Below are 18,497 nucleotides of genomic sequence, written 5' to 3'. Positions count from 1 at the left end.
GGAAGATTAGCGAGTCTGTTGGGGGGAAGGATGGGAAAACTCACTTTATTGCTACTTATTTTGCTGGGATGGTTACAATACTCATTGTGGCTCGGTAAAAATGGTATCCATGATTACAGTCGCGTCAGCGAAGAAGTTACGCAGCATCAAGATGCTAATGTCAAATTAAAAGCGCGTAATGACCAACTGTTTGCTGAAATTGACGATCTCAATGGAGGTTCTGAAGCCATTGAAGAACGCTCTCGAGATGAACTTGGAATGATTCGTCCTGGTGAAACCTTCTTTCGCTTAGTGCCTGAACAGAATCGTAACGCCGCAAATAATTCGGCGCAAGGACAATAACAACGACGAAAATCAATGATGAAAACCGTTTCAACTACGGGAATTATTGCTGTGGTTCCTGCTGCCGGCATTGGTAGCCGCATGCAATCATCTTGCCCAAAGCAATATCTCTCTATTGGCTCCAAAACTCTTCTTGAACACAGTATCGCGGCGCTTATTGATCACCCCGCAATTTTAGGGGTTATCGTTGCCTTGCATCCTGAGGACGGTCGTTTCCAACAATTGCCCATTGCTCGCGATCCTCGAGTCAGCACGGTAATTGGTGGCACAACCCGTGCGGAATCAGTTTTAGCGGGTCTTGCGGTTATCGACCCACTGGTGACGCAGTGGGTACTGGTGCATGATGCGGCTCGTCCGTGTTTAGTTCCTCAGGATCTTGAGCGGTTAGTAGAGCTGACAACTCACTCTACGGTGGGAGGCTTACTCGCCACACCCGTTAAAGATACGATGAAGCGGGCTTTTGCGGCGGAACAGCGTGTGCAGCGCAGCGTGGAACGTACCGATCTCTGGCATGCCTTAACCCCGCAATTATTTCCGCTATCGCTGTTAAAACAGTGCTTACAGCAAGCACTCGAACAAGGTAAAGAGATCACGGATGAAGCCTCAGCGCTAGAGCTAGGGGGTTATCAGCCAATTTTAGTAGAAGGGCGCAGCGATAATTTAAAAGTAACCCGCCCCGAAGATCTGGCGTTAGCGGAATTCTATCTTTCTCAAAAAAACCAATAGGAGCATTATAATGCGTATTGGGCACGGCTTCGATGTACATGCTTTTGGCGGGGAAGGTCCGCTGATTATTGGAGGGGTACGTATTCCCTTTCCTCAAGGCTTCCTTGCGCATTCCGATGGTGACGTAGCGTTACATGCGCTGACAGATGCCCTGCTCGGTGCGGTGGCGCAGGGCGATATTGGCAAACTCTTCCCTGATACCGATCCAGCCTTTAAAGGTGCCGACAGTCGAGGGCTATTGCGTGAGGCTTGGCGCAGAATTCAAGAAAAAGGCTATACGATAGGTAATGTCGATGTGACGATCATTGCGCAAGCGCCCAAAATGCTCCCACATATTCCTCAGATGCGAATTAATATCGCTGAAGATTTAGGTTGTCACATGGATGACGTTAATGTCAAAGCAACCACCACGGAAAAGCTAGGGTTTACCGGCCGCGGTGAAGGGATTGCCTGCGAAGCGGTAGCGCTACTGGTCAAGGTAGAAGGGTAATGGAGTCGACTCCACTGCAATGGCTACTGGGTAAACCTAGTGCTACCGGAATGATCAAACAGTCTGCTAGTGACTTCCGCGTTATTGAAGATCTTGGCTATACTGCTGATCAGCAAGGTGAACATTTATTAATTCGTCTACGTAAAACGGGGTGTAATACCCGTTTTGTGGCAGATGCTTTGGCGAAATTTTTAAAAATACCGGCTCGCGAAGTCAGTTATGCGGGAATGAAAGACCGTCACGCTGTGACTGAGCAAACCTTTTGCGCGCGTCTTCCTGGTAAAGAGATGCCGAGTTTTGCCAACTTTACCCTTGAAGGTGTTGAGATCCTTGAGGTGGCGCGTCACCAACGCAAAGTGCGTATCGGTGGGTTAGCCGGTAATTACTTCGAACTGATTGTCCGTGACGTCAGTGATGTGCAAAGTGTTGAGCAGCGTTTAGCCGCTGTCGCTGAACAAGGTGTACCGAACTACTTTGGTGAACAGCGTTTTGGACGAGACCGTCATAATCTGACGCTTGCGCAACAGTGGGCGTCTGGAGAGATACGGATTAAAGATCGTGCCAAGCGAAGCTTGCTGCTCTCCGCGATACGGAGTGATATCTTTAACCAAGTCACCAGTGCACGACTCGCGGCACAATCCAATCTTTCGACACTATGGGTGGGCGATTGTGTGCAGCTCACCGGGCGGGGGAGCTGGTTTGTGGTGAGCGAAGAAGAATTTAGCGAGACGCTAACGCGTGTCCAGCAAGGTGAACTGCGTATAACCGCCCCATTAGTCGGTAAGGGGAACACTGTCGTGGCTGGCGTAGCCGCTGAATTCGAGCAACAGCAGTTGGCGACGCAACAGGCATTTATCTCGCTGTTATCTGATGAGCGTGTCGATGCAGCACGCCGCGCGATGCTCGTTTGTCCGCGAGACATGACGTGGACATGGTTAGATGGCCAGCATTTACAACTTAATTTTTGGTTGCCAGCAGGCAGTTTTGCAACCAGTGTCGTTAGAGAACTCGTATTACAGGGAGAAATGATTGAGGATCCTGCTGAGTAACGATGACGGTGTATTAGCACCGGGTATTCAACGGTTGGCCCAAGCACTGCGTTGTGTAGCAGTGGACGTCCAAATTATTGCTCCCGACTGCAACCGTAGTGGGGCATCGAGTGCATTGACCCTAGATATGCCACTGCGCACTTACCACCATGACAATGGTGATATTGCCGTGCAGCAAGGTACTCCGACAGATTGTGTCTACCTTGGTGTGAACTGCCTGATGACACCTGCGCCCGATATTGTTATCTCTGGGATTAATGCTGGCCCAAATCTTGGCGATGATGTGATCTATTCAGGAACGGTTGCCGCGGCCATTGAAGGCCGTCACCTTGGCTTACCGGCACTCGCGGTATCGCTAAATGGCCATACCCATTACGATACCGCTGCCGAGGTTACCTGCCAGCTTCTGAAAATACTGGCGAAACACCCACTGCGGCTAAGTCCGGTATTAAATATTAATGTTCCTAATCTACCTTTAGCGGAGATTAAGGGCTGGAAAGTGACGCGCTGTGGTTATCGTCACCCGGCTAATAAAGTGATTACCCAGTGCGATCCGCGTGGCGAAACCCTTTATTGGATTGGTCCACAAGGTAAGCCGCACGATGCGGGCGAAGGGACTGATTTTGATGCGGTAGAACAAGGCTATGTTTCTATCACTCCCTTAGGTATTGATCTTACTGCATACCATGCAGTATCCCAATTGACAGAATGGTTAGGGAATGTCGAGGGCCAAGTCACATGCTAAGTCGGCGTGTAGAGATGTTACTTGATTACTTACGTCAGCACGGCATTGCTGATGAGTCGATACTACGTGCTATTTCACTGGTGCCGCGTGAGCAATTCGTCGATGAGGCATTTGAGCATAAGGCTTGGGACAATAACGCACTCCCTATCGGCTACGGTCAAACGATTTCTCAACCCTATATGGTAGCGAGAATGACTGAACTACTCGGCCTAACGCCTTTTTCACGTGTGCTGGAAATCGGTACCGGGTCGGGTTACCAAACCGCTATTTTAGCGAATTTAGTTGAGCATGTTTATTCGGTCGAGCGTATCAAAGGGCTACAGTGGGCGGCCAAACGACGACTGAAAAATCTCGATTTGCATAACGTCTCAACACGCCACGGTGATGGATGGCATGGATGGGTCTCTCGTGGCCCTTTCGATGCCATTATTGTCACTGCAGCCGCTCCTCAGATTCCGCTCGAGCTGGTGGCGCAATTAGCCGATGGGGGAGTAATGGTTCTTCCCGTCGGCGAGGAACAGCAATTTTTACAGCGAATCCAACGTATTGGTGAAGAGTTCACCGACGATATGATTGAACCAGTAAGGTTTGTCCCGTTAATTCCAGGTGATCTGGCTTAATGTTTTCCTCACATCGTCTCATAGCCTGTCTTGGCGTTGCCTGCTACTATTGGACGATAATTTCATTTAAGTTGTTTACAGTCCGAACGAGGATCGTAAAACCAATAGCCGTAAGCCTTATGGGGGAATGAATGAGCAAAGGAAGCAAAAGTAGTAATTATCGCCAGATGGCGCTCGCCTCATTGATTGCTGCCAGCTTGGCAGGATGTAGTTCTGATAGTACCGATTCACAAGCCCCGATCACAGCTATTGGTGCGAGTGGCGGAGCGCCAGCGGGCTCCACCCAACGTGCGGTTCAGCAGTATCCGAGGACATCGTCTACTGTTCCAAGTGCGCCACGTTCAATGGCCGCACAACCCGTTCAAGCGCCTCAGCCGGTAATGCCAGTACAATCGACTCAGCCGGTTCAGCCTACTCAGCAAGTGGTCAGTAGCCAGCCAGTGAAGTTGCAAAATGGCAAAATTATCTATAACCGCAATTATGGGAATATTCCGAAGGGTAGTTATAGCGGCAGCACCTACGCTGTTAAGCGCGGTGATACATTATTTTATATCGCATGGATTACAGGTAACGATTTTCGCGATCTTGCACAAAAAAATAGTATCGCAGCCCCTTATAGCTTGAATGCTGGCCAAGTTCTCCAAATTGGTAACGGTGCTGGACAACCTATAACGGGGCCTAATGAAATTAGTAAAGCAGATAACATCTCTTCTAATAACAATAGTGCAAATAATGTTCAGAGAACCGTTCCCAAAGAGGTTGCACAACAGCCAATAGTTAAGTATTCTGAAGATACTGACGAACAAAGCAGCAATAATTCTGCTCAATCGAGCAGTAAATTATTACCGAGCAAAACGGCTGTAACAGGGAGTGCTGCGGCACCTATTGTGGCACCAGCAACCTCTCCAACAGTCAGTAGTACGACCAGCTCGACGCCAATTACGACTTGGCGTTGGCCGACAAAAGGAAACATTATTGATGGTTTCTCGGCGTCGGAAGGTGGAAATAAGGGAATCGATATTGCCGGTTCTCGTGGTCAAGCAGTGGTCTCTACAGCAGCAGGTAGAGTTGTGTATGCAGGTAATGCGTTACGCGGTTACGGTAACCTGATTATCATCAAACATAATGATGATTACCTCAGCGCCTATGCACACAACGACACGATGTTGGTTAGAGAGCAACAAGAAGTCACTGCCGGTCAAAAAATTGCCACCATGGGCAGTACAGGGACGAGTTCGGTAAGATTGCACTTTGAAATTCGTTATAAAGGAAAATCCGTCAATCCGTTGCGTTACTTACCGCAGCGATAGATGCAGGGCCTTCTGGCTCTGCCAGGACCAGGAGGCATCACAATGAGTCAGAATACGCGTAAAGTTGAAGAGTTACATGATGTTGATTATGACGATCATGAGAATGTAGCTTTTGAAGAGCAGAATGCGACCAGCGATTCTAAAGATGATTATGAAATTTCTAGCGCAGAGGAAGATCTCTTTGCGCCGAATTCATCCCAACGGGTTCTGGACGCCACTCAACTCTATTTAGGTGAAATCGGTTTCTCGCCACTGCTTACTGCAGAGGAAGAGATCTATTTTGCTCGTCGTGCGCTACGAGGCGACGTCGCTTCACGCCGCAGAATGATCGAAAGTAACCTCCGTCTGGTGGTGAAGATTTCGCGCCGCTATAACAACCGTGGCCTGCCGCTACTCGATCTGATCGAAGAAGGTAACCTTGGTTTGATCCGTGCGGTTGAGAAGTTTGACCCCGAGAAAGGTTTCCGCTTCTCTACCTATGCGACATGGTGGATCCGTCAAACGATCGAGCGGGCTATCATGAACCAGACGCGTACCATTCGTCTGCCTATCCATATCGTTAAAGAATTAAATGTGTATTTACGTACTGCACGTGAACTGACGCAAGTTCTGGACCACGAGCCAACTGCTGAAGATATTGCACAGAAATTGGATAAGCCAGTCGAGGATGTCAGTCGAATGCTTCGCCTTAATGAACGTATTGCTTCGGTGGATACGCCAATCGGTGGCGACTCGGAAACGTCATTACTGGACATGATTTCCGATGACGATGATAACTCGCCAGAGTACACCAACCAAGATAACGATATGAAGCAAAGTATCGTTAAGTGGTTGTATGAACTGAATGCCAAACAGCGGGAAGTTCTCGCGCGTCGTTTCGGGTTGCTGGGATATGAACCGGCGACACTGGAAGATGTGGGTCAGGAAATCGGTTTAACCCGTGAACGTGTTCGTCAGATTCAAGTTGAGGGTCTGCGTCGTTTACGTGAAATCCTTGAAGATCAAGGTCTCAGCTTAGACGCCCTGTTCCTATAATCGACAGTAATGCATAAGAAGAAAAGCCATCGTTAGATGGCTTTTTTTTATCTACGCGTTAGAGCAGTGTTTTGAGGCGATAAATCCATTCCAGTGCTTGCCGAGGACTGAGGCTATCAGGATCGAGTGTTTCTAACGCTTCGATGGCTGGAGAGGTCTCTTCCACTAACAGTGATAATTGATTAGTCTCTACCCCTGCCGTCGGCGCATGAGTAGGCTGGGCTTCCAGTTCGCGTAATTTTTGCCGGGCGCGTTTTATTACCTCTTTCGGCACGCCGGCTAACGCCGCAACGGCCAAACCATAGCTTTTACTGGCTGCGCCTTCACTCACTGTATGCATAAAGGCGATACTATCGCCATGCTCGCGCGCATCAAGGTGAACATTCTCGACACCCGGAATCTGGTCAGGGAGTGCGGTGAGCTCAAAATAGTGTGTGGCAAATAACGTCAGTGACTGTAATCGGCTGGCAATATTTTCTGCACAGGCCCAAGCCAGTGATAAACCATCATAGGTTGAAGTTCCCCGGCCTATTTCATCCATCAACACCAAACTATTGCAGGTCGCATTATTGAGAATATTCGCCGTTTCGGTCATTTCGACCATAAAGGTTGAACGGCCTGAAGCCAGATCATCGGCTGCGCCAACGCGGGTAAAGATGCGATCAATAGGACCTAGGGTAACGGCTTGTGCAGGAACATAACTGCCGACCCAGCTCAATAGGGCGATGAGCGCTGTTTGGCGCATGTAGGTGCTTTTCCCGCCCATATTCGGGCCGGTGATGATCAGCATCCGGCGTTGCGGCTGCAACGAAACAGGGTTGGCAATAAAAGGCTCTTTCAGTACCTGTTCGACTACCGGATGTCGGCCCTGATTAATCTCGATTCCGGTGTGTTCGGATAATTGAGGACAAACATAGTTTAACGCTTCGGCGCGCTCGGCCAAATTCGCCAAGACGTCGAGTTCTGCTAAGGCTGCTGCGCTCTGCTGTAAGTCGGCAAGATGTGGCAGCAGTTGATCTAATAGCTGATCGTAGAGCGCCTTTTCCAAAGCCAATGCTTTGCCTTTGGACGTTAATACTTTGTCTTCATACTCTTTTAATTCAGGAATGATATAACGCTCGGCATTTTTTAAGGTTTGACGGCGCACATAATTAATCGGTACTAGGTGACTTTGGCCACGGCTAACTTGAATAAAGTAACCGTGTACTGCGTTATAGCCGACTTTTAAGCTATCAATACCTAAACGGTCGCGCTCCCGAATCTCTAAACGGTCCAGATAGTCTGTCGCACCTGCCGCCAACGCTCGCCATTCATCCAATTCTGCATGATACCCTTCGGCGATAACGCCACCATCACGCACTAAAACAGGCGGAGCTTCAACTATCGCTTGATCGAGTAACTCACGTAATGAGGTAAATTCGCCGCTACGTTCTGCCAATAAGGCGAGTGAAGGGCCGGTCGTTTCGGCCAGTAATGTTTGGATATCAGGTAGCTGATGGAAAGCATGACGCATACGCGCTAAGTCACGTGGGCGCGCGGAACGTAAGGCTAATCGCGCCAGAATACGCTCTAAGTCTCCCACCTGATGTAACAAGGGCTGCAGCGACGAAGCTAACGGCTGTAATTCGGTAATCGCCTGCTGACGGGCGGTAATGATGGCGGTATCCCGCAGGGGCGTATGCAGCCAACGTTTCAGCATTCGGCTCCCCATGGGTGTGACGGTACGATCGAGCACTGCGGCAAGAGTGTTATCCGTGCCACCGGCGAGATTTTGGGTAATTTCTAGATTGCGTCGTGTGGCGGCATCCATGATGATGGTATCTTGCTGACGTTCCATCGTGATACTGCGTAAATGGGGCAGAGCGGTACGCTGCGTATCCTTAGCATATTGCAATAGGCAGCCTGCGGCCGGTAGAGCGAGTAAGGCTTGTTCTACGCCAAAACCTTGTAAGTCACGGGTGCCAAACTGCAAGGTTAGTTGTTGACGTGCGGTTGAGAGATCGAACTCCCAAATGGGGCGGCGGCGTAAGCCTCGGCGCTGTTCAATCAAATGAAAGGCGATAAAGCCCTCCGGATAAAGCAATTCTGCAGGGTTGGTGCGTTGTAATTCTGCTGCAAGAGTTTCTTCACTCTGTGCTTCCGTTAATAAAAAGCGGCCTGAGCCAATATCTAACGTAGCGTAGCCAAAGCCTTGTTTCGTTTCATAGACGGCCGCGAGAAGGTTATCTTGGCGTTCATTTAATAACGCTTCGTCGCTGATGGTGCCAGGGGTGACAATACGTAAAACCTTACGTTCCACTGGCCCTTTACTCAGCGCAGGATCGCCGACTTGTTCACAAATCGCCACCGATTCGCCCATCTGTACCAGTTTGGCTAGATAGCCTTCCACCGCATGATAGGGAACGCCGGCCATTGGAATAGGTTGCCCAGCGGAAGAACCCCGTTTGGTTAATGAGATATCGAGCAGTTGAGATGCCCGCCGTGCATCATCAAAAAATAACTCATAAAAGTCACCCATACGATAGAACAGTAAGATATCAGGATGTTCAGCTTTGAGGCCGAGATACTGCTGCATCATCGGGGTGTGGGTGCTAAGGTCCTTCTCGGTAGACTCTTTCATATTGAATTTACTCATTTTTATGGTTTTAGAAGTACTCAAGTGGCCCCATCTGAAACCCTGATAATTCCCTCTAAATCCGAAAATTTGCATGCCAGATGTATGCTAGCTACTCTCTCTCATACACACTTGAACTGCTGATATACATTGATGAAAATGACACTCAATCAGGCGATTATAATCAATAAATTATCTATCAACGTAAAACCAAGTCACGATCATGATGGGCGAGTAGTCTACTTACCCAATCCAGAACGAAAACCGTATCTTATCACTGATAATCACAGGGATTCACCCGTTGGTTTTGGTACACAAAATCAGTGCCACCATAAAGACCTATTTTATCCCGCACCGAGTCTCCTTAGCTGAAAGCCAATCTACTACTGGTGGTAAGTCACGACAAACTGTCATCAGGTCTACTATTGGTAATGTGTCCGAATTTACCAATATTGAACAAGCCCGTGATGTTGCTCGTAATTTGGTGCAGACATTGAAATAGACGAAAACGAACCCTAACACGATTAAAAGGGAGTCCGATGCTTAATATAACTTATTGGACGCCTCACGATTTACGCCGTACAGTACGAACAGGACTCTCCCACCTGCAATGTCCAAATAAAGTCGCAGAGGCTGTACTGGGTTATACGCGCGGCGGCGGCGAAGAGATTTATAATCTGTATCAGTATGGTGCTGAATGTCGGAAGTGGTTGCAAATAAGGGCGGATTATATGGCGAGGACCCATAATCATAGTTTTATGGGATAGAAATCAATAACTATTTTTTGTGTTTTTGAGCACCATTCTTAAAAATATATCTATTGTGTACTTTCTATTACACAGGATCTATTATTTACTCATTAGGATAATATTTATATACATAATGAAGGATTACTTATGGAAACGGAAAATTCTCTACGCCTCCTAACATCAGGGGAAAAAAAATTAGCTCAGACAGTTTTCGGTAGTTCAATTCAATGGAATAAGGTATGGGTTCATTGTGAGAGTTATCTCCCATTTGGTTTGCAAGGAAAGTTTGTTGGGATGACACCAAATGGTGAAATGTATTTCAGAAAAGAAACATATCTCAAGGACTTCTCATTATCTTCAAAATCTAACCAACATTTTTTTATGCATGAAATGACACATGTCTGGCAACATCAGCACGGAATGTGGGTTAGAACAAGAGGTGTATTTAGCTGGGCATCAACTTACAAATATACCATCGATACGAATAAAAGTTTAAGTAAATACAGTATGGAGCAACAAGCTCAGATTATTGCCGATTATTTTCTGTTAGAAAGATATGGTGTAAGTGGTCTGAAAAGTGAAATTGGGCGTCAGGCTGGTTTTCAGGGGGTGTTAGATAATAATACCCTTTCGCTGTATAGAAAAATATTGCCAGCATCAATTTTATAAGAGAGCGATGTGATGAAAAGCATAATTTTATTTATTTCTGTTCTGTTTTTAGCATCCTGCCACCTTAATGATACTCGCCCGGAAAATCATCGGGCTAATGTGAGTGTAGTAGGTGATGGTATTTGTGTTTCACTGCCTGATACTAAAAATGAAAGCATATCTTTATTAAGTATAAATGAAATTGGTAATAGTAAAAATGTGCTGGAGAAACAATTCGCTATTGGAAATGGACCTAAGTTATACTCAAATAAATGCCTCTCTAATTCCGCTTTTTCTTTTGAACCCGGTAAATCATATGTGTTTTCTATTAATGCAATACGTATAAAGGAAGATCACACTACAGAAAATGGGAATAGTTATAGTGTGACTTTTTCCGTTTGGGTAGATAAAGGAGAGTTAAAGGTGAAAGATATAAACTCACTATCCCCCTGATTATTGAAGATGCTTGATTTTTTAAGTGTCATGGGACCATGCTGTCACTCATGTAAATATTCATCATGAACAACAAAAAGCTAAACTTGAAGTCCCTCGCCAGTATTGAGTGACGCGACAGTGTGTTTACCTTTTAACGCAGCAAGCTTTTCAGAGAGTTCAGCAGTAGTTTCGTGGTGAGTTGGCGTTTGGTAAAGAGCTGTTCTTCCGACATATCTACCTCATATTTCTCTCGATGGTATACAACTCACTGATCCGTTTAGGGCTTCACCTGAAACTAAACGATATTTCCAACCTTTTTTCGAGCTTAACTGGACACATAATTCAAAACGTCATGGTATCCAAATGGACAGTACTAAAGTAGAGCTTGCCGGAGCAGAGAATATCGCTGAAATGAAATTGGGGCTTGAAGCCAATCTCTTCCCGCAAGGCAGTATTAGGGTGAATACAGCAGTTCAAATTGGTAATAAAAGCATAACGATAATTGTCTCAATTTAGGCGGTAAAGGGCACTTTTAAATTAAGATAACGGAATGGCCTTGAGGCGGCGATAAACTGCATAGAAAATACTAGGTTAGTGCAGAAAGTTTCCGTCTTTTATATTATGCTAAGACATCAATAATCCTGCTTTCTTATTATGAGAAAGTCGATGTAATAGCTAGTGGAGCTCGCATGCGATTTAACTATCTTATCGTACCTATCATCACTCTTCTCTGTTCTTGCAGTAGCCACTCGCACCGTACAGATAATCAAACAGCCCCTCAAGGCGGGTTTCTATTAAAGCCGGCAATCTTAACCCAAAGTGATCTAACCGGGGACTTTGCAGGTAACCCAAGAGCAGAAAAATTTATCGATATGATGGTTGAAAAGCATGATTTTAACCGTCAGCAACTCATCGCGTGGCTTAGCCAAACCCGCCGTTTGGACTACGTGCTTCGATTAATGGATCGCCAAGCGCCAAACTACACGCCTGCGCCTGGCCCTAACGGCGCATGGATTCGTTACCGTAATAAATTTATAACTGATTCAAATGTACAAAATGGTGTCGCTTTCTGGAACCAATACCGCGATGCACTTTCTCGAGCGGAAGTACAATACGGAGTGCCGGCGGAAATTATTGTTGGAATTATCGGGGTTGAAACTCGCTGGGGCCGTGTTATGGGGAAAACTCGTATCATTGACGGCCTAGCGACTCTTGCCTTTGATTACCCTCGTCGAGCGACCTATTTCAGTAGTGAACTCGAAACCTTTTTATTAATGTCTCAACATGAGCAAGACAACCCATTAACGTTAAGAGGTTCTTTTGCCGGGGCAATGGGGTATGGTCAATTTATGCCCTCTGCCTATAAGCAGTTCGCAGTCGATTTTAATGGTGATGGCCATGTCAACCTTTGGGATCCGGTGGATGCTATTGGTAGTGTTGCGCATTACTTTCAACAAAGTGGTTGGAAAACAGGCCAACCGGTGGCAGTCGTCGGGTCAGGTCAAGCTCCTGGCTTAGAAAACGGGTACTCAACGCGTTACACCGTTAGCCAATTACAAAACAGTGGATTGACTCCACAGCAGCCGCTCTCAGGCTCACAAAAAGTGAGTTTATTACGTTTAGATATGGGTAACAGTTATCAATACTGGTTTGGGTTACCCAATTTTTATGCGATAACGCGTTACAATCACAGTACACAGTACGCGATGGCTGTATGGCAACTTGGTGAGTCAGTCCGCGCTTCTCGACAAAATAATCTGTAATACGATGGATTAATTGAGTATCGAGTAGTAGATCGTATGCCCGATGCGCCATTGTTGACCTAGAATTGTTAAACTATCGACCTGAACCAGGTGGACGGAGATAATGATATGAGCGACGAACTGGCCCAAGTAAGCCAATTACTCGGGCATCATCTTATGCAATCTCGAGCAACGATCACCACTGCAGAATCTTGCACGGGAGGGGGGATCGCTAAAGCGCTCACTGATATCAGTGGCTGCTCCGCTTATTTTGATGGGGGGATAGTCACTTACAGCGAGCAGAGTAAACAGCGTTATTTGGGTGTATTGCCTGACTCGTTGCAGCAGCATGGCGTGGTTAGCGAAGCCGTAGCGAAAGCGATGGCTGAAGGTGCTTGTATAGCCTTCTCAGCTAACTATGCCATCTCGGTAACTGGTTATGCGGGACCGGCGGGGGGAACCGAGAATAAGCCGGTGGGTACCGTCTGCTTTGGGTTTGCAATGGCAGGGGGGACGACGACTAGCCATATATGCCACTTCACAGGTAATCGCGAGTCTATCCGCCAGCAGGCAGTGACCTTTGCCCTAGCGACCGCGTTAGAGACATTTTTCAAAATTAAGCTTGATACTGTATGACTATACAGTATAATTAATCCCGTAAATGCATAAGCATAAAAATCCCCTTGCTGGCGAAACCAGTACGATTAGGAGTTGAAATGGCTATCGATGAAAACAAACAAAAAGCACTTGCAGCTGCGCTAGGACAGATTGAGAAGCAGTTTGGTAAAGGCTCCATCATGCGTCTGGGTGAAGACCGGACGATGGATGTTGAAACCATTTCAACGGGATCATTATCTTTAGATATCGCGTTAGGGGCCGGTGGCCTACCAATGGGACGTATTGTTGAGATTTACGGTCCTGAATCATCCGGTAAGACAACGCTGACATTACAAGTTATCGCTGCTGCGCAACGTAAAGGGAAAACATGTGCCTTTATCGATGCTGAGCATGCACTAGACCCTGTTTATGCTAAGAAATTAGGTGTCGATATTGATAATCTACTTTGTTCTCAGCCTGATACAGGTGAGCAAGCACTTGAAATCTGTGATGCATTAGCACGTTCAGGCGCCGTTGACGTCATTATCGTTGACTCCGTTGCGGCACTGACACCGAAAGCTGAGATCGAAGGCGAGATTGGTGATTCGCATATGGGCCTTGCGGCACGTATGATGAGCCAAGCGATGCGCAAATTAGCAGGTAATTTAAAACAATCTAATACACTCCTTATTTTCATCAACCAAATCCGGATGAAAATTGGTGTAATGTTTGGTAACCCTGAAACTACAACGGGTGGTAACGCATTAAAATTCTACGCCTCGGTTCGTCTTGATATCCGCCGCATTGGTGCGATTAAAGAAGGTGAAAACGTGGTCGGTAGTGAAACCCGTGTGAAAGTTGTAAAAAATAAAATTGCTGCACCTTTCCGCCAAGCAGAATTCCAAATTATGTATGGCGAAGGTATCAACGTCTATGGTGAGTTAGTTGATTTAGGTGTGAAGCATAAATTTATTGAAAAAGCAGGTGCTTGGTACAGCTACCAAGGCGATAAAATTGGTCAAGGTAAGGCTAATGCAGGTAACTACTTACGTGAGAATCCGCAAATTGCTACCGAAATTGAACAGAAACTTCGTGAAACTTTGCTGAATAATCCAAACCATGAAGGTGAAACCTCTCCAGTACATGAAATATCTGGAGAGAACGACGAGCAAGATGAATTTTAACATTACATCGTGACGTTAGTAACGGGAGCCTGCTTATGCGGCTCCCGTTTTTCGTTACAGGTGCTGAGTAAAGAGGACATCGAATGGAGAGTAGCGTCCCGAAGAAAGAGGTAACTTATGCACAGTTGCTACAACGTGCAGTATGGATATTAGGACAGCGAGATCATGGTACAGAAGAGTTACGAGAAAAGTTACGTTTAGGAATCGCAAGGAAGGCTTTGCGCGAGACAGCCTATCATTTTTGGGTAGCAGAAGAGACACTTGAAAGTGTCGTGCAGTGGTGCACAGAACAAGGCTACCTAAATGACGAGCGCTTTTGCCAACAATTTATTCTGCAACGTAGCCGTCGAGGTTATGGACCACAGCGCATTAGCCAAGATTTACAACGAAAATATATAGAGTCGGCAAAAGTACAGCATGCATTGCGTCACACTGAAGTGGATTGGCAGCAGTGTGCGCAAGACGTTGCCGAGAAAAAAGCGGGCCAACGTTGGCCAACGACCTATCCTGAAAAAGTGAAGTTACAACGTTATCTTTACAGCAGAGGTTTTCAAAGCGAAGATATCCGTGCTGTTTTTGAAAATATTTCCTCGTGAATAAGATTGAGATTTTACTTCGCCGTGAAGAAAACTTATCTTATTGAGACTTTGAGTTCCCTATCATAGGTCGACTGTGAACATTCCAGTGACTTAGATGTAACGGAACGTCTGTTAAGCATGATACCAGGACATTTATGAGCAAGAGTACTGCAGAGATTCGCCAGACGTTTCTCGATTTTTTCCAAAGCAAAGGCCACCAAATTGTTGCTAGCAGTTCGCTAGTACCAAACAATGACCCAACGTTACTCTTTACTAACGCAGGGATGAACCAGTTCAAGGATGTGTTCCTTGGTCAAGATAAACGCGATTACTCTCGTGCCACGACCTCTCAACGCTGTGTCCGTGCAGGGGGTAAGCATAACGATCTCGAAAACGTTGGGTATACTGCGCGTCACCATACTTTCTTTGAAATGCTCGGTAACTTCAGTTTCGGTGATTACTTTAAACGTGAAGCTATTTCATTCGCTTGGGAACTGCTTACTAGCGATCAATGGTTTAATTTACCCAAAGAACGTTTATGGGTAACTATTTATGAAACCGATGATGAAGCTTGGGATATCTGGGAAAAAGAGATCGGTGTTCCCGCTGAACGTATTATCCGTATTGGTGATAATAAAGGCAGTGCCTATGCTTCAGATAATTTCTGGCAGATGGGTGATACTGGCCCATGCGGCCCTTGCAGCGAAATTTTCTACGACCATGGCGACCATATTTGGGGAGGGCCTCCAGGATCAGCAGAAGAAGATGGCGACCGCTATATTGAAATCTGGAACATCGTTTTCATGCAGTTCAATCGTCAAGCGGATGGCGCGATGCTTCCTCTTCCTAAACCTTCCGTTGATACGGGAATGGGTCTAGAGCGTATTTCTGCAGTGCTGCAACATGTTAACTCTAACTACGATATCGACTTATTCCAAAAATTGATTACATCTGTGGCACAGGTTACTGGAATACAAGATCTAACCAATAAATCGTTACGTGTTATTGCTGACCATATCCGCTCCTGCGCATTTTTAATTGCCGACGGTGTTGTTCCTTCTAACGAAAACCGGGGTTATGTGCTGCGTCGTATTATTCGTCGTGCAGTCCGCCACGGTAATATGTTAGGCGCACAACAGAGCTTCTTTTATAAATTGGTCCAGCCGCTGATCGAGGTGATGGGCAGTGCAGGCGAAGAATTACGTAAACAACAACAACATGTTGAGAGTGTGCTAAAAGCCGAAGAAGAGCAGTTCGCTAAAACTCTAGAGCGTGGTTTAGCCCTTCTTGATGAAGAACTTGCTGCCTTAAAAGGTGATACCTTACAGGGTGAGATTGTTTTTCGTCTCTACGATACCTTCGGTTTCCCTGCTGACTTAACGGCAGATGTCTGTCGTGAGCGTGATTTAAAAATTGATGAAGCCGGTTTTGAAGCAGCAATGGAAGCACAGCGCCAACGTGCCCGCCAAGCAAGCGGCTTTAGCGCGGATTACAATGCGCAAATTCGGGTAGAGAAAGAGGCCGAATTTAATGGCTATGACCAATTAGCCTTCTCTGCCAAGGTGAGTGAGATTTTTGTCGAAGGACAATCAGTTCAACAACTCTTACCAGGTCAATCGGCCGTTGTGATACTTGATCAGACTCCATTCTATGGCGAGTCCGGTGGACAAGTCGGTGATACCGGTGTTATCTCGACAGAACAGGGTGAATTCGCCGTAGAAGATACACAAAAATATGGTAAAAGTCCGGGGCATTTAGGTCGCTTGGTCACGGGTGAGTTACACGTTGGACAACAGGCCAACGCTCACGTTGATGAAGCAAGACGGGCAAAAATCCGATTAAATCACTCTGCGACGCACCTGTTACATGCAGCATTACGCCAGGTTCTCGGGCCGCATGTCGCACAGAAAGGCTCATTGGTTAACGATAAATATTTGCGTTTTGACTTTTCTCACACGGAAGCTATGAGCGAACAGCAACTTCGCCAAGTGACTGAGATTGTTAACCAACAAATTCGCCTTAATCTTCCCGTCACGACAGATATTATGGACATTGAAGACGCCAAACAGAAAGGGGCTATGGCCTTGTTTGGTGAAAAATATGATCAACAGGTCCGTGTACTGACTATGGGTGACTTCTCGGTTGAACTCTGCGGCGGGACACACGCACAGCGCACCGGAGATATCGGCCTTTTTGTGTTGGATTCAGAGTCTGGCACTGCCGCTGGAGTACGCCGTATCGAAGCCTTTACCGGGGAGCGTGCGCTGGGCACGGTATTCGCGGCCCAAGATCAGCTGACGCAAATAGCACAACTGATCAAAGCAAATAGCACAAATCTTAATGACAAGATTAAAGCGCTAGCCGAACATACTCGTGCGCTAGAAAAACAGGTTCAACAACTCAAAGACCAGCAAGCGGCTCAGAAAAGTGCTTCTTTAGCTGATCAAGTTAGTGAAATTCATGGTGTAAAAGTGCTAGTAAGTGAGTTGCCGTCAATTGATCCTAAACTACTTCGTACCATGGTCGACGACCTGAAAAATCAACTAGGTTCAGCAATTATTGTTTTAGGTACGACGAGCGAAGATAAAGTTTCACTTATTGTTGGTGTGACTAATGATTTGACAGACCGCGTTAAAGCGGGTGAACTGATTGGACTTATTGCACCGAAAGTCGGCGGCAAAGGTGGCGGTCGACCGGATATGGCACAAGCAGGAGGGAATCTACCTGATGCGCTTACGGCAACGTTCGCGCAAGTGCCTGAAATTATTTCCAATAAATTACAATAAGTTAAATTGATTACATTAATAGCCCAACAAATTCTGTTGGGCACATTATAAAATCATTTAATAAATCTCTTGATAATGTCAGGTAAGAACTGTGTATTTCGGCTAAACTATTATCAAGCATGAGTAATCACGGATTGAGTGAATTTTATTAATAAAATACTGTCCTAATTACTTAGTGTTAACGATGGATGTGCCGGGTTGTGCAGAGACCCGACTCTTTTAATCTTTCAAGGAGCAAAGAATGCTTATTCTAACTCGTCGAGTTGGTGAAACCCTCATGATCGGTGATGAGGTTACAGTGACAGTACTCGGTGTCAAAGGGAACCAAGTGAGAATCGGTGTTAATGCACCTAAAGAGGTTTCGGTGCACCGTGAAGAGATTTACCAACGCATCCAAGCTGAAAAAACTCAGGACTCTGAGTATTAATCTATCTGCACTCACCAGGGGCAGGTTACGAAGCGGCTGTGAAACTTAATTATGTTTGCAGCCGTTTTTTTATGCTTTAGAAAAGAAAATCGCCGAGTAAATGTGCTAATTGCTGCGGTTTTGTGCAAACAAATAATCTTCTCGAAAAAGTGTTTGACTTATAAACCGGGGAAAGTAATATGTGCGCCAACGCAGCAACGAACGGTTACGTAAGTTTCCTTTGAAGCTAAGTTAAGAAGTAAATTGGTGAGGTGGCCGAGAGGCTGAAGGCGCTCCCCTGCTAAGGGAGTATGCGGTCAAAAGCTGCATCGAGGGTTCGAATCCCTCCCTCACCGCCATTTACGCATCCGTAGCTCAGCTGGATAGAGTACTCGGCTACGAACCGAGCGGTCGGAGGTTCGAATCCTCCCGGATGCACCA

The 18,497-nt window shown here is 46.4% G+C and carries 18 protein-coding genes, 2 tRNA genes and 2 pseudogenes; 21 read left to right on the top strand and 1 reads right to left on the bottom strand.

Annotated features, from left to right (window positions below; all coding sequences use genetic code 11):
* Nucleotides 1-30 precede the first annotated feature (30 nt).
* The 8 genes from ftsB (at nt 31) to rpoS (ending at nt 6,317) form a co-directional block, all read left to right on the top strand.
* A complete protein-coding gene (gene ftsB / locus HH682_RS02930; RefSeq protein ID WP_214236092.1) occupies nt 31-342 on the top strand; it encodes a cell division protein FtsB in 312 nt (103 codons plus the stop codon).
* A 15-nt stretch (nt 343-357) separates the two neighbouring features.
* Nucleotides 358-1,068, top strand: coding sequence for a 2-C-methyl-D-erythritol 4-phosphate cytidylyltransferase (gene ispD, locus HH682_RS02925; RefSeq protein WP_214236090.1), 711 nt, complete (start codon nt 358-360; stop codon nt 1,066-1,068).
* A 10-nt stretch (nt 1,069-1,078) separates the two neighbouring features.
* The gene (gene ispF / locus HH682_RS02920) at nt 1,079-1,558 is read left to right on the top strand and encodes a 2-C-methyl-D-erythritol 2,4-cyclodiphosphate synthase (protein ID WP_250318525.1); all 480 of its coding nucleotides are present in this window, start codon (nt 1,079-1,081) and stop codon (nt 1,556-1,558) included.
* Complete coding sequence (gene truD / locus HH682_RS02915; RefSeq protein WP_214236089.1) at nt 1,558-2,607, top strand: tRNA pseudouridine(13) synthase TruD; 1,050 nt, start codon at nt 1,558-1,560, stop codon at nt 2,605-2,607. Before ispF ends, truD begins: the two co-directional genes overlap by 1 nt.
* Nucleotides 2,588-3,352 carry a 5'/3'-nucleotidase SurE gene (surE, locus tag HH682_RS02910; protein WP_214236087.1) on the top strand — a complete coding sequence of 255 codons (765 nt, stop codon included), beginning with the start codon at nt 2,588-2,590 and terminating at the stop codon, nt 3,350-3,352. Before truD ends, surE begins: the two co-directional genes overlap by 20 nt.
* Nucleotides 3,346-3,972: a protein-L-isoaspartate(D-aspartate) O-methyltransferase gene (locus HH682_RS02905; protein ID WP_092675830.1), complete on the top strand. Its 627-nt coding sequence runs from the start codon at nt 3,346-3,348 to the stop codon at nt 3,970-3,972. Before surE ends, HH682_RS02905 begins: the two co-directional genes overlap by 7 nt.
* Nucleotides 3,973-4,103: 131 nt before the next feature.
* Entirely contained in the window at nt 4,104-5,282 is a 1,179-nt protein-coding gene (gene nlpD, locus HH682_RS02900; RefSeq protein ID WP_214236085.1) for a murein hydrolase activator NlpD, read from the top strand.
* Complete coding sequence (gene rpoS / locus HH682_RS02895) at nt 5,283-6,317, top strand: RNA polymerase sigma factor RpoS (RefSeq protein WP_420826176.1); 1,035 nt, start codon at nt 5,283-5,285, stop codon at nt 6,315-6,317.
* Between the two features lie 58 nt (nt 6,318-6,375).
* Here the strand turns inward: rpoS and mutS are convergent, their stop codons facing one another.
* Complete coding sequence (mutS, locus tag HH682_RS02890; protein WP_476705555.1) at nt 6,376-8,937, bottom strand: DNA mismatch repair protein MutS; 2,562 nt, start codon at nt 8,935-8,937, stop codon at nt 6,376-6,378.
* A 147-nt stretch (nt 8,938-9,084) separates the two neighbouring features.
* Here mutS and HH682_RS16005 point away from each other — a divergent pair.
* The 13 genes and pseudogenes from HH682_RS16005 to HH682_RS02830 form a co-directional block, all read left to right on the top strand.
* Nucleotides 9,085-9,430, top strand: a pseudogene (locus tag HH682_RS16005) (integrase); the annotation flags it as partial.
* A gap of 40 nt (nt 9,431-9,470) precedes the next feature.
* A pseudogene (locus HH682_RS02885) lies at nt 9,471-9,698 on the top strand (hypothetical protein); the annotation flags it as partial.
* A 129-nt stretch (nt 9,699-9,827) separates the two neighbouring features.
* On the top strand, nt 9,828-10,349 hold the full coding sequence (locus HH682_RS02880) for a type IV secretion protein Rhs (protein ID WP_214236080.1): 522 nt from the start codon (nt 9,828-9,830) through the stop codon (nt 10,347-10,349).
* A gap of 12 nt (nt 10,350-10,361) precedes the next feature.
* Nucleotides 10,362-10,781, top strand: a complete 420-nt coding sequence (locus HH682_RS02875; RefSeq protein ID WP_338049308.1) for a putative T6SS immunity periplasmic lipoprotein — start codon at nt 10,362-10,364, stop codon at nt 10,779-10,781.
* A 225-nt stretch (nt 10,782-11,006) separates the two neighbouring features.
* Nucleotides 11,007-11,279, top strand: coding sequence for an autotransporter outer membrane beta-barrel domain-containing protein (locus tag HH682_RS15705; RefSeq protein ID WP_214236304.1), 273 nt, complete (start codon nt 11,007-11,009; stop codon nt 11,277-11,279).
* Between the two features lie 173 nt (nt 11,280-11,452).
* Nucleotides 11,453-12,526 carry a lytic murein transglycosylase B gene (mltB, locus tag HH682_RS02865; RefSeq protein ID WP_214236077.1) on the top strand — a complete coding sequence of 358 codons (1,074 nt, stop codon included), beginning with the start codon at nt 11,453-11,455 and terminating at the stop codon, nt 12,524-12,526.
* A gap of 108 nt (nt 12,527-12,634) precedes the next feature.
* Nucleotides 12,635-13,141 (top strand): CinA family protein, encoded by a 507-nt coding sequence (locus HH682_RS02860; protein ID WP_214236075.1) that lies wholly within the window; start codon nt 12,635-12,637, stop codon nt 13,139-13,141.
* 80 nt (nt 13,142-13,221) lie between these two features.
* On the top strand, nt 13,222-14,286 hold the full coding sequence (gene recA / locus HH682_RS02855) for a recombinase RecA (protein ID WP_214236073.1): 1,065 nt from the start codon (nt 13,222-13,224) through the stop codon (nt 14,284-14,286).
* A gap of 83 nt (nt 14,287-14,369) precedes the next feature.
* Nucleotides 14,370-14,882 (top strand): regulatory protein RecX, encoded by a 513-nt coding sequence (locus HH682_RS02850; RefSeq protein WP_214236071.1) that lies wholly within the window; start codon nt 14,370-14,372, stop codon nt 14,880-14,882.
* A 137-nt stretch (nt 14,883-15,019) separates the two neighbouring features.
* Nucleotides 15,020-17,650, top strand: a complete 2,631-nt coding sequence (alaS, locus tag HH682_RS02845) for an alanine--tRNA ligase (protein WP_214236069.1) — start codon at nt 15,020-15,022, stop codon at nt 17,648-17,650.
* A gap of 241 nt (nt 17,651-17,891) precedes the next feature.
* Nucleotides 17,892-18,077, top strand: a complete 186-nt coding sequence (csrA, locus tag HH682_RS02840) for a carbon storage regulator CsrA (protein ID WP_062812383.1) — start codon at nt 17,892-17,894, stop codon at nt 18,075-18,077.
* 245 nt (nt 18,078-18,322) lie between these two features.
* Nucleotides 18,323-18,415: transfer RNA gene (locus HH682_RS02835), tRNA-Ser, on the top strand.
* Nucleotides 18,416-18,420: 5 nt separating this feature from the next.
* A tRNA-Arg gene (locus HH682_RS02830) sits at nt 18,421-18,497 on the top strand.

It is taken from the genome of Rosenbergiella gaditana (genome assembly GCF_018494065.1).
Classification (GTDB): domain Bacteria; phylum Pseudomonadota; class Gammaproteobacteria; order Enterobacterales; family Enterobacteriaceae; genus Rosenbergiella; species Rosenbergiella gaditana.
This window is presented reverse-complemented; position numbering and strand designations above follow the sequence as displayed.

Coding starts and splice junctions, on each gene's coding strand:
- csrA (WP_062812383.1), top strand. CDS start 17,892: ATGCTTATTCTAACTCGTCGAGTTGGTGAAACCCTCATGATCGGTGAT.
- HH682_RS02850 (WP_214236071.1), top strand. CDS start 14,370: ATGGAGAGTAGCGTCCCGAAGAAAGAGGTAACTTATGCACAGTTGCTA.
- ispD (WP_214236090.1), top strand. CDS start 358: ATGATGAAAACCGTTTCAACTACGGGAATTATTGCTGTGGTTCCTGCT.
- alaS (WP_214236069.1), top strand. CDS start 15,020: ATGAGCAAGAGTACTGCAGAGATTCGCCAGACGTTTCTCGATTTTTTC.
- nlpD (WP_214236085.1), top strand. CDS start 4,104: ATGAGCAAAGGAAGCAAAAGTAGTAATTATCGCCAGATGGCGCTCGCC.
- truD (WP_214236089.1), top strand. CDS start 1,558: ATGGAGTCGACTCCACTGCAATGGCTACTGGGTAAACCTAGTGCTACC.
- HH682_RS02860 (WP_214236075.1), top strand. CDS start 12,635: ATGAGCGACGAACTGGCCCAAGTAAGCCAATTACTCGGGCATCATCTT.
- rpoS (WP_420826176.1), top strand. CDS start 5,283: ATGCAGGGCCTTCTGGCTCTGCCAGGACCAGGAGGCATCACAATGAGT.
- ispF (WP_250318525.1), top strand. CDS start 1,079: ATGCGTATTGGGCACGGCTTCGATGTACATGCTTTTGGCGGGGAAGGT.
- ftsB (WP_214236092.1), top strand. CDS start 31: ATGGGAAAACTCACTTTATTGCTACTTATTTTGCTGGGATGGTTACAA.
- recA (WP_214236073.1), top strand. CDS start 13,222: ATGGCTATCGATGAAAACAAACAAAAAGCACTTGCAGCTGCGCTAGGA.
- HH682_RS02880 (WP_214236080.1), top strand. CDS start 9,828: ATGGAAACGGAAAATTCTCTACGCCTCCTAACATCAGGGGAAAAAAAA.
- mltB (WP_214236077.1), top strand. CDS start 11,453: ATGCGATTTAACTATCTTATCGTACCTATCATCACTCTTCTCTGTTCT.
- HH682_RS02905 (WP_092675830.1), top strand. CDS start 3,346: ATGCTAAGTCGGCGTGTAGAGATGTTACTTGATTACTTACGTCAGCAC.
- mutS (WP_476705555.1), bottom strand. CDS start 8,937: ATGAAAGAGTCTACCGAGAAGGACCTTAGCACCCACACCCCGATGATG.
- HH682_RS02875 (WP_338049308.1), top strand. CDS start 10,362: ATGAAAAGCATAATTTTATTTATTTCTGTTCTGTTTTTAGCATCCTGC.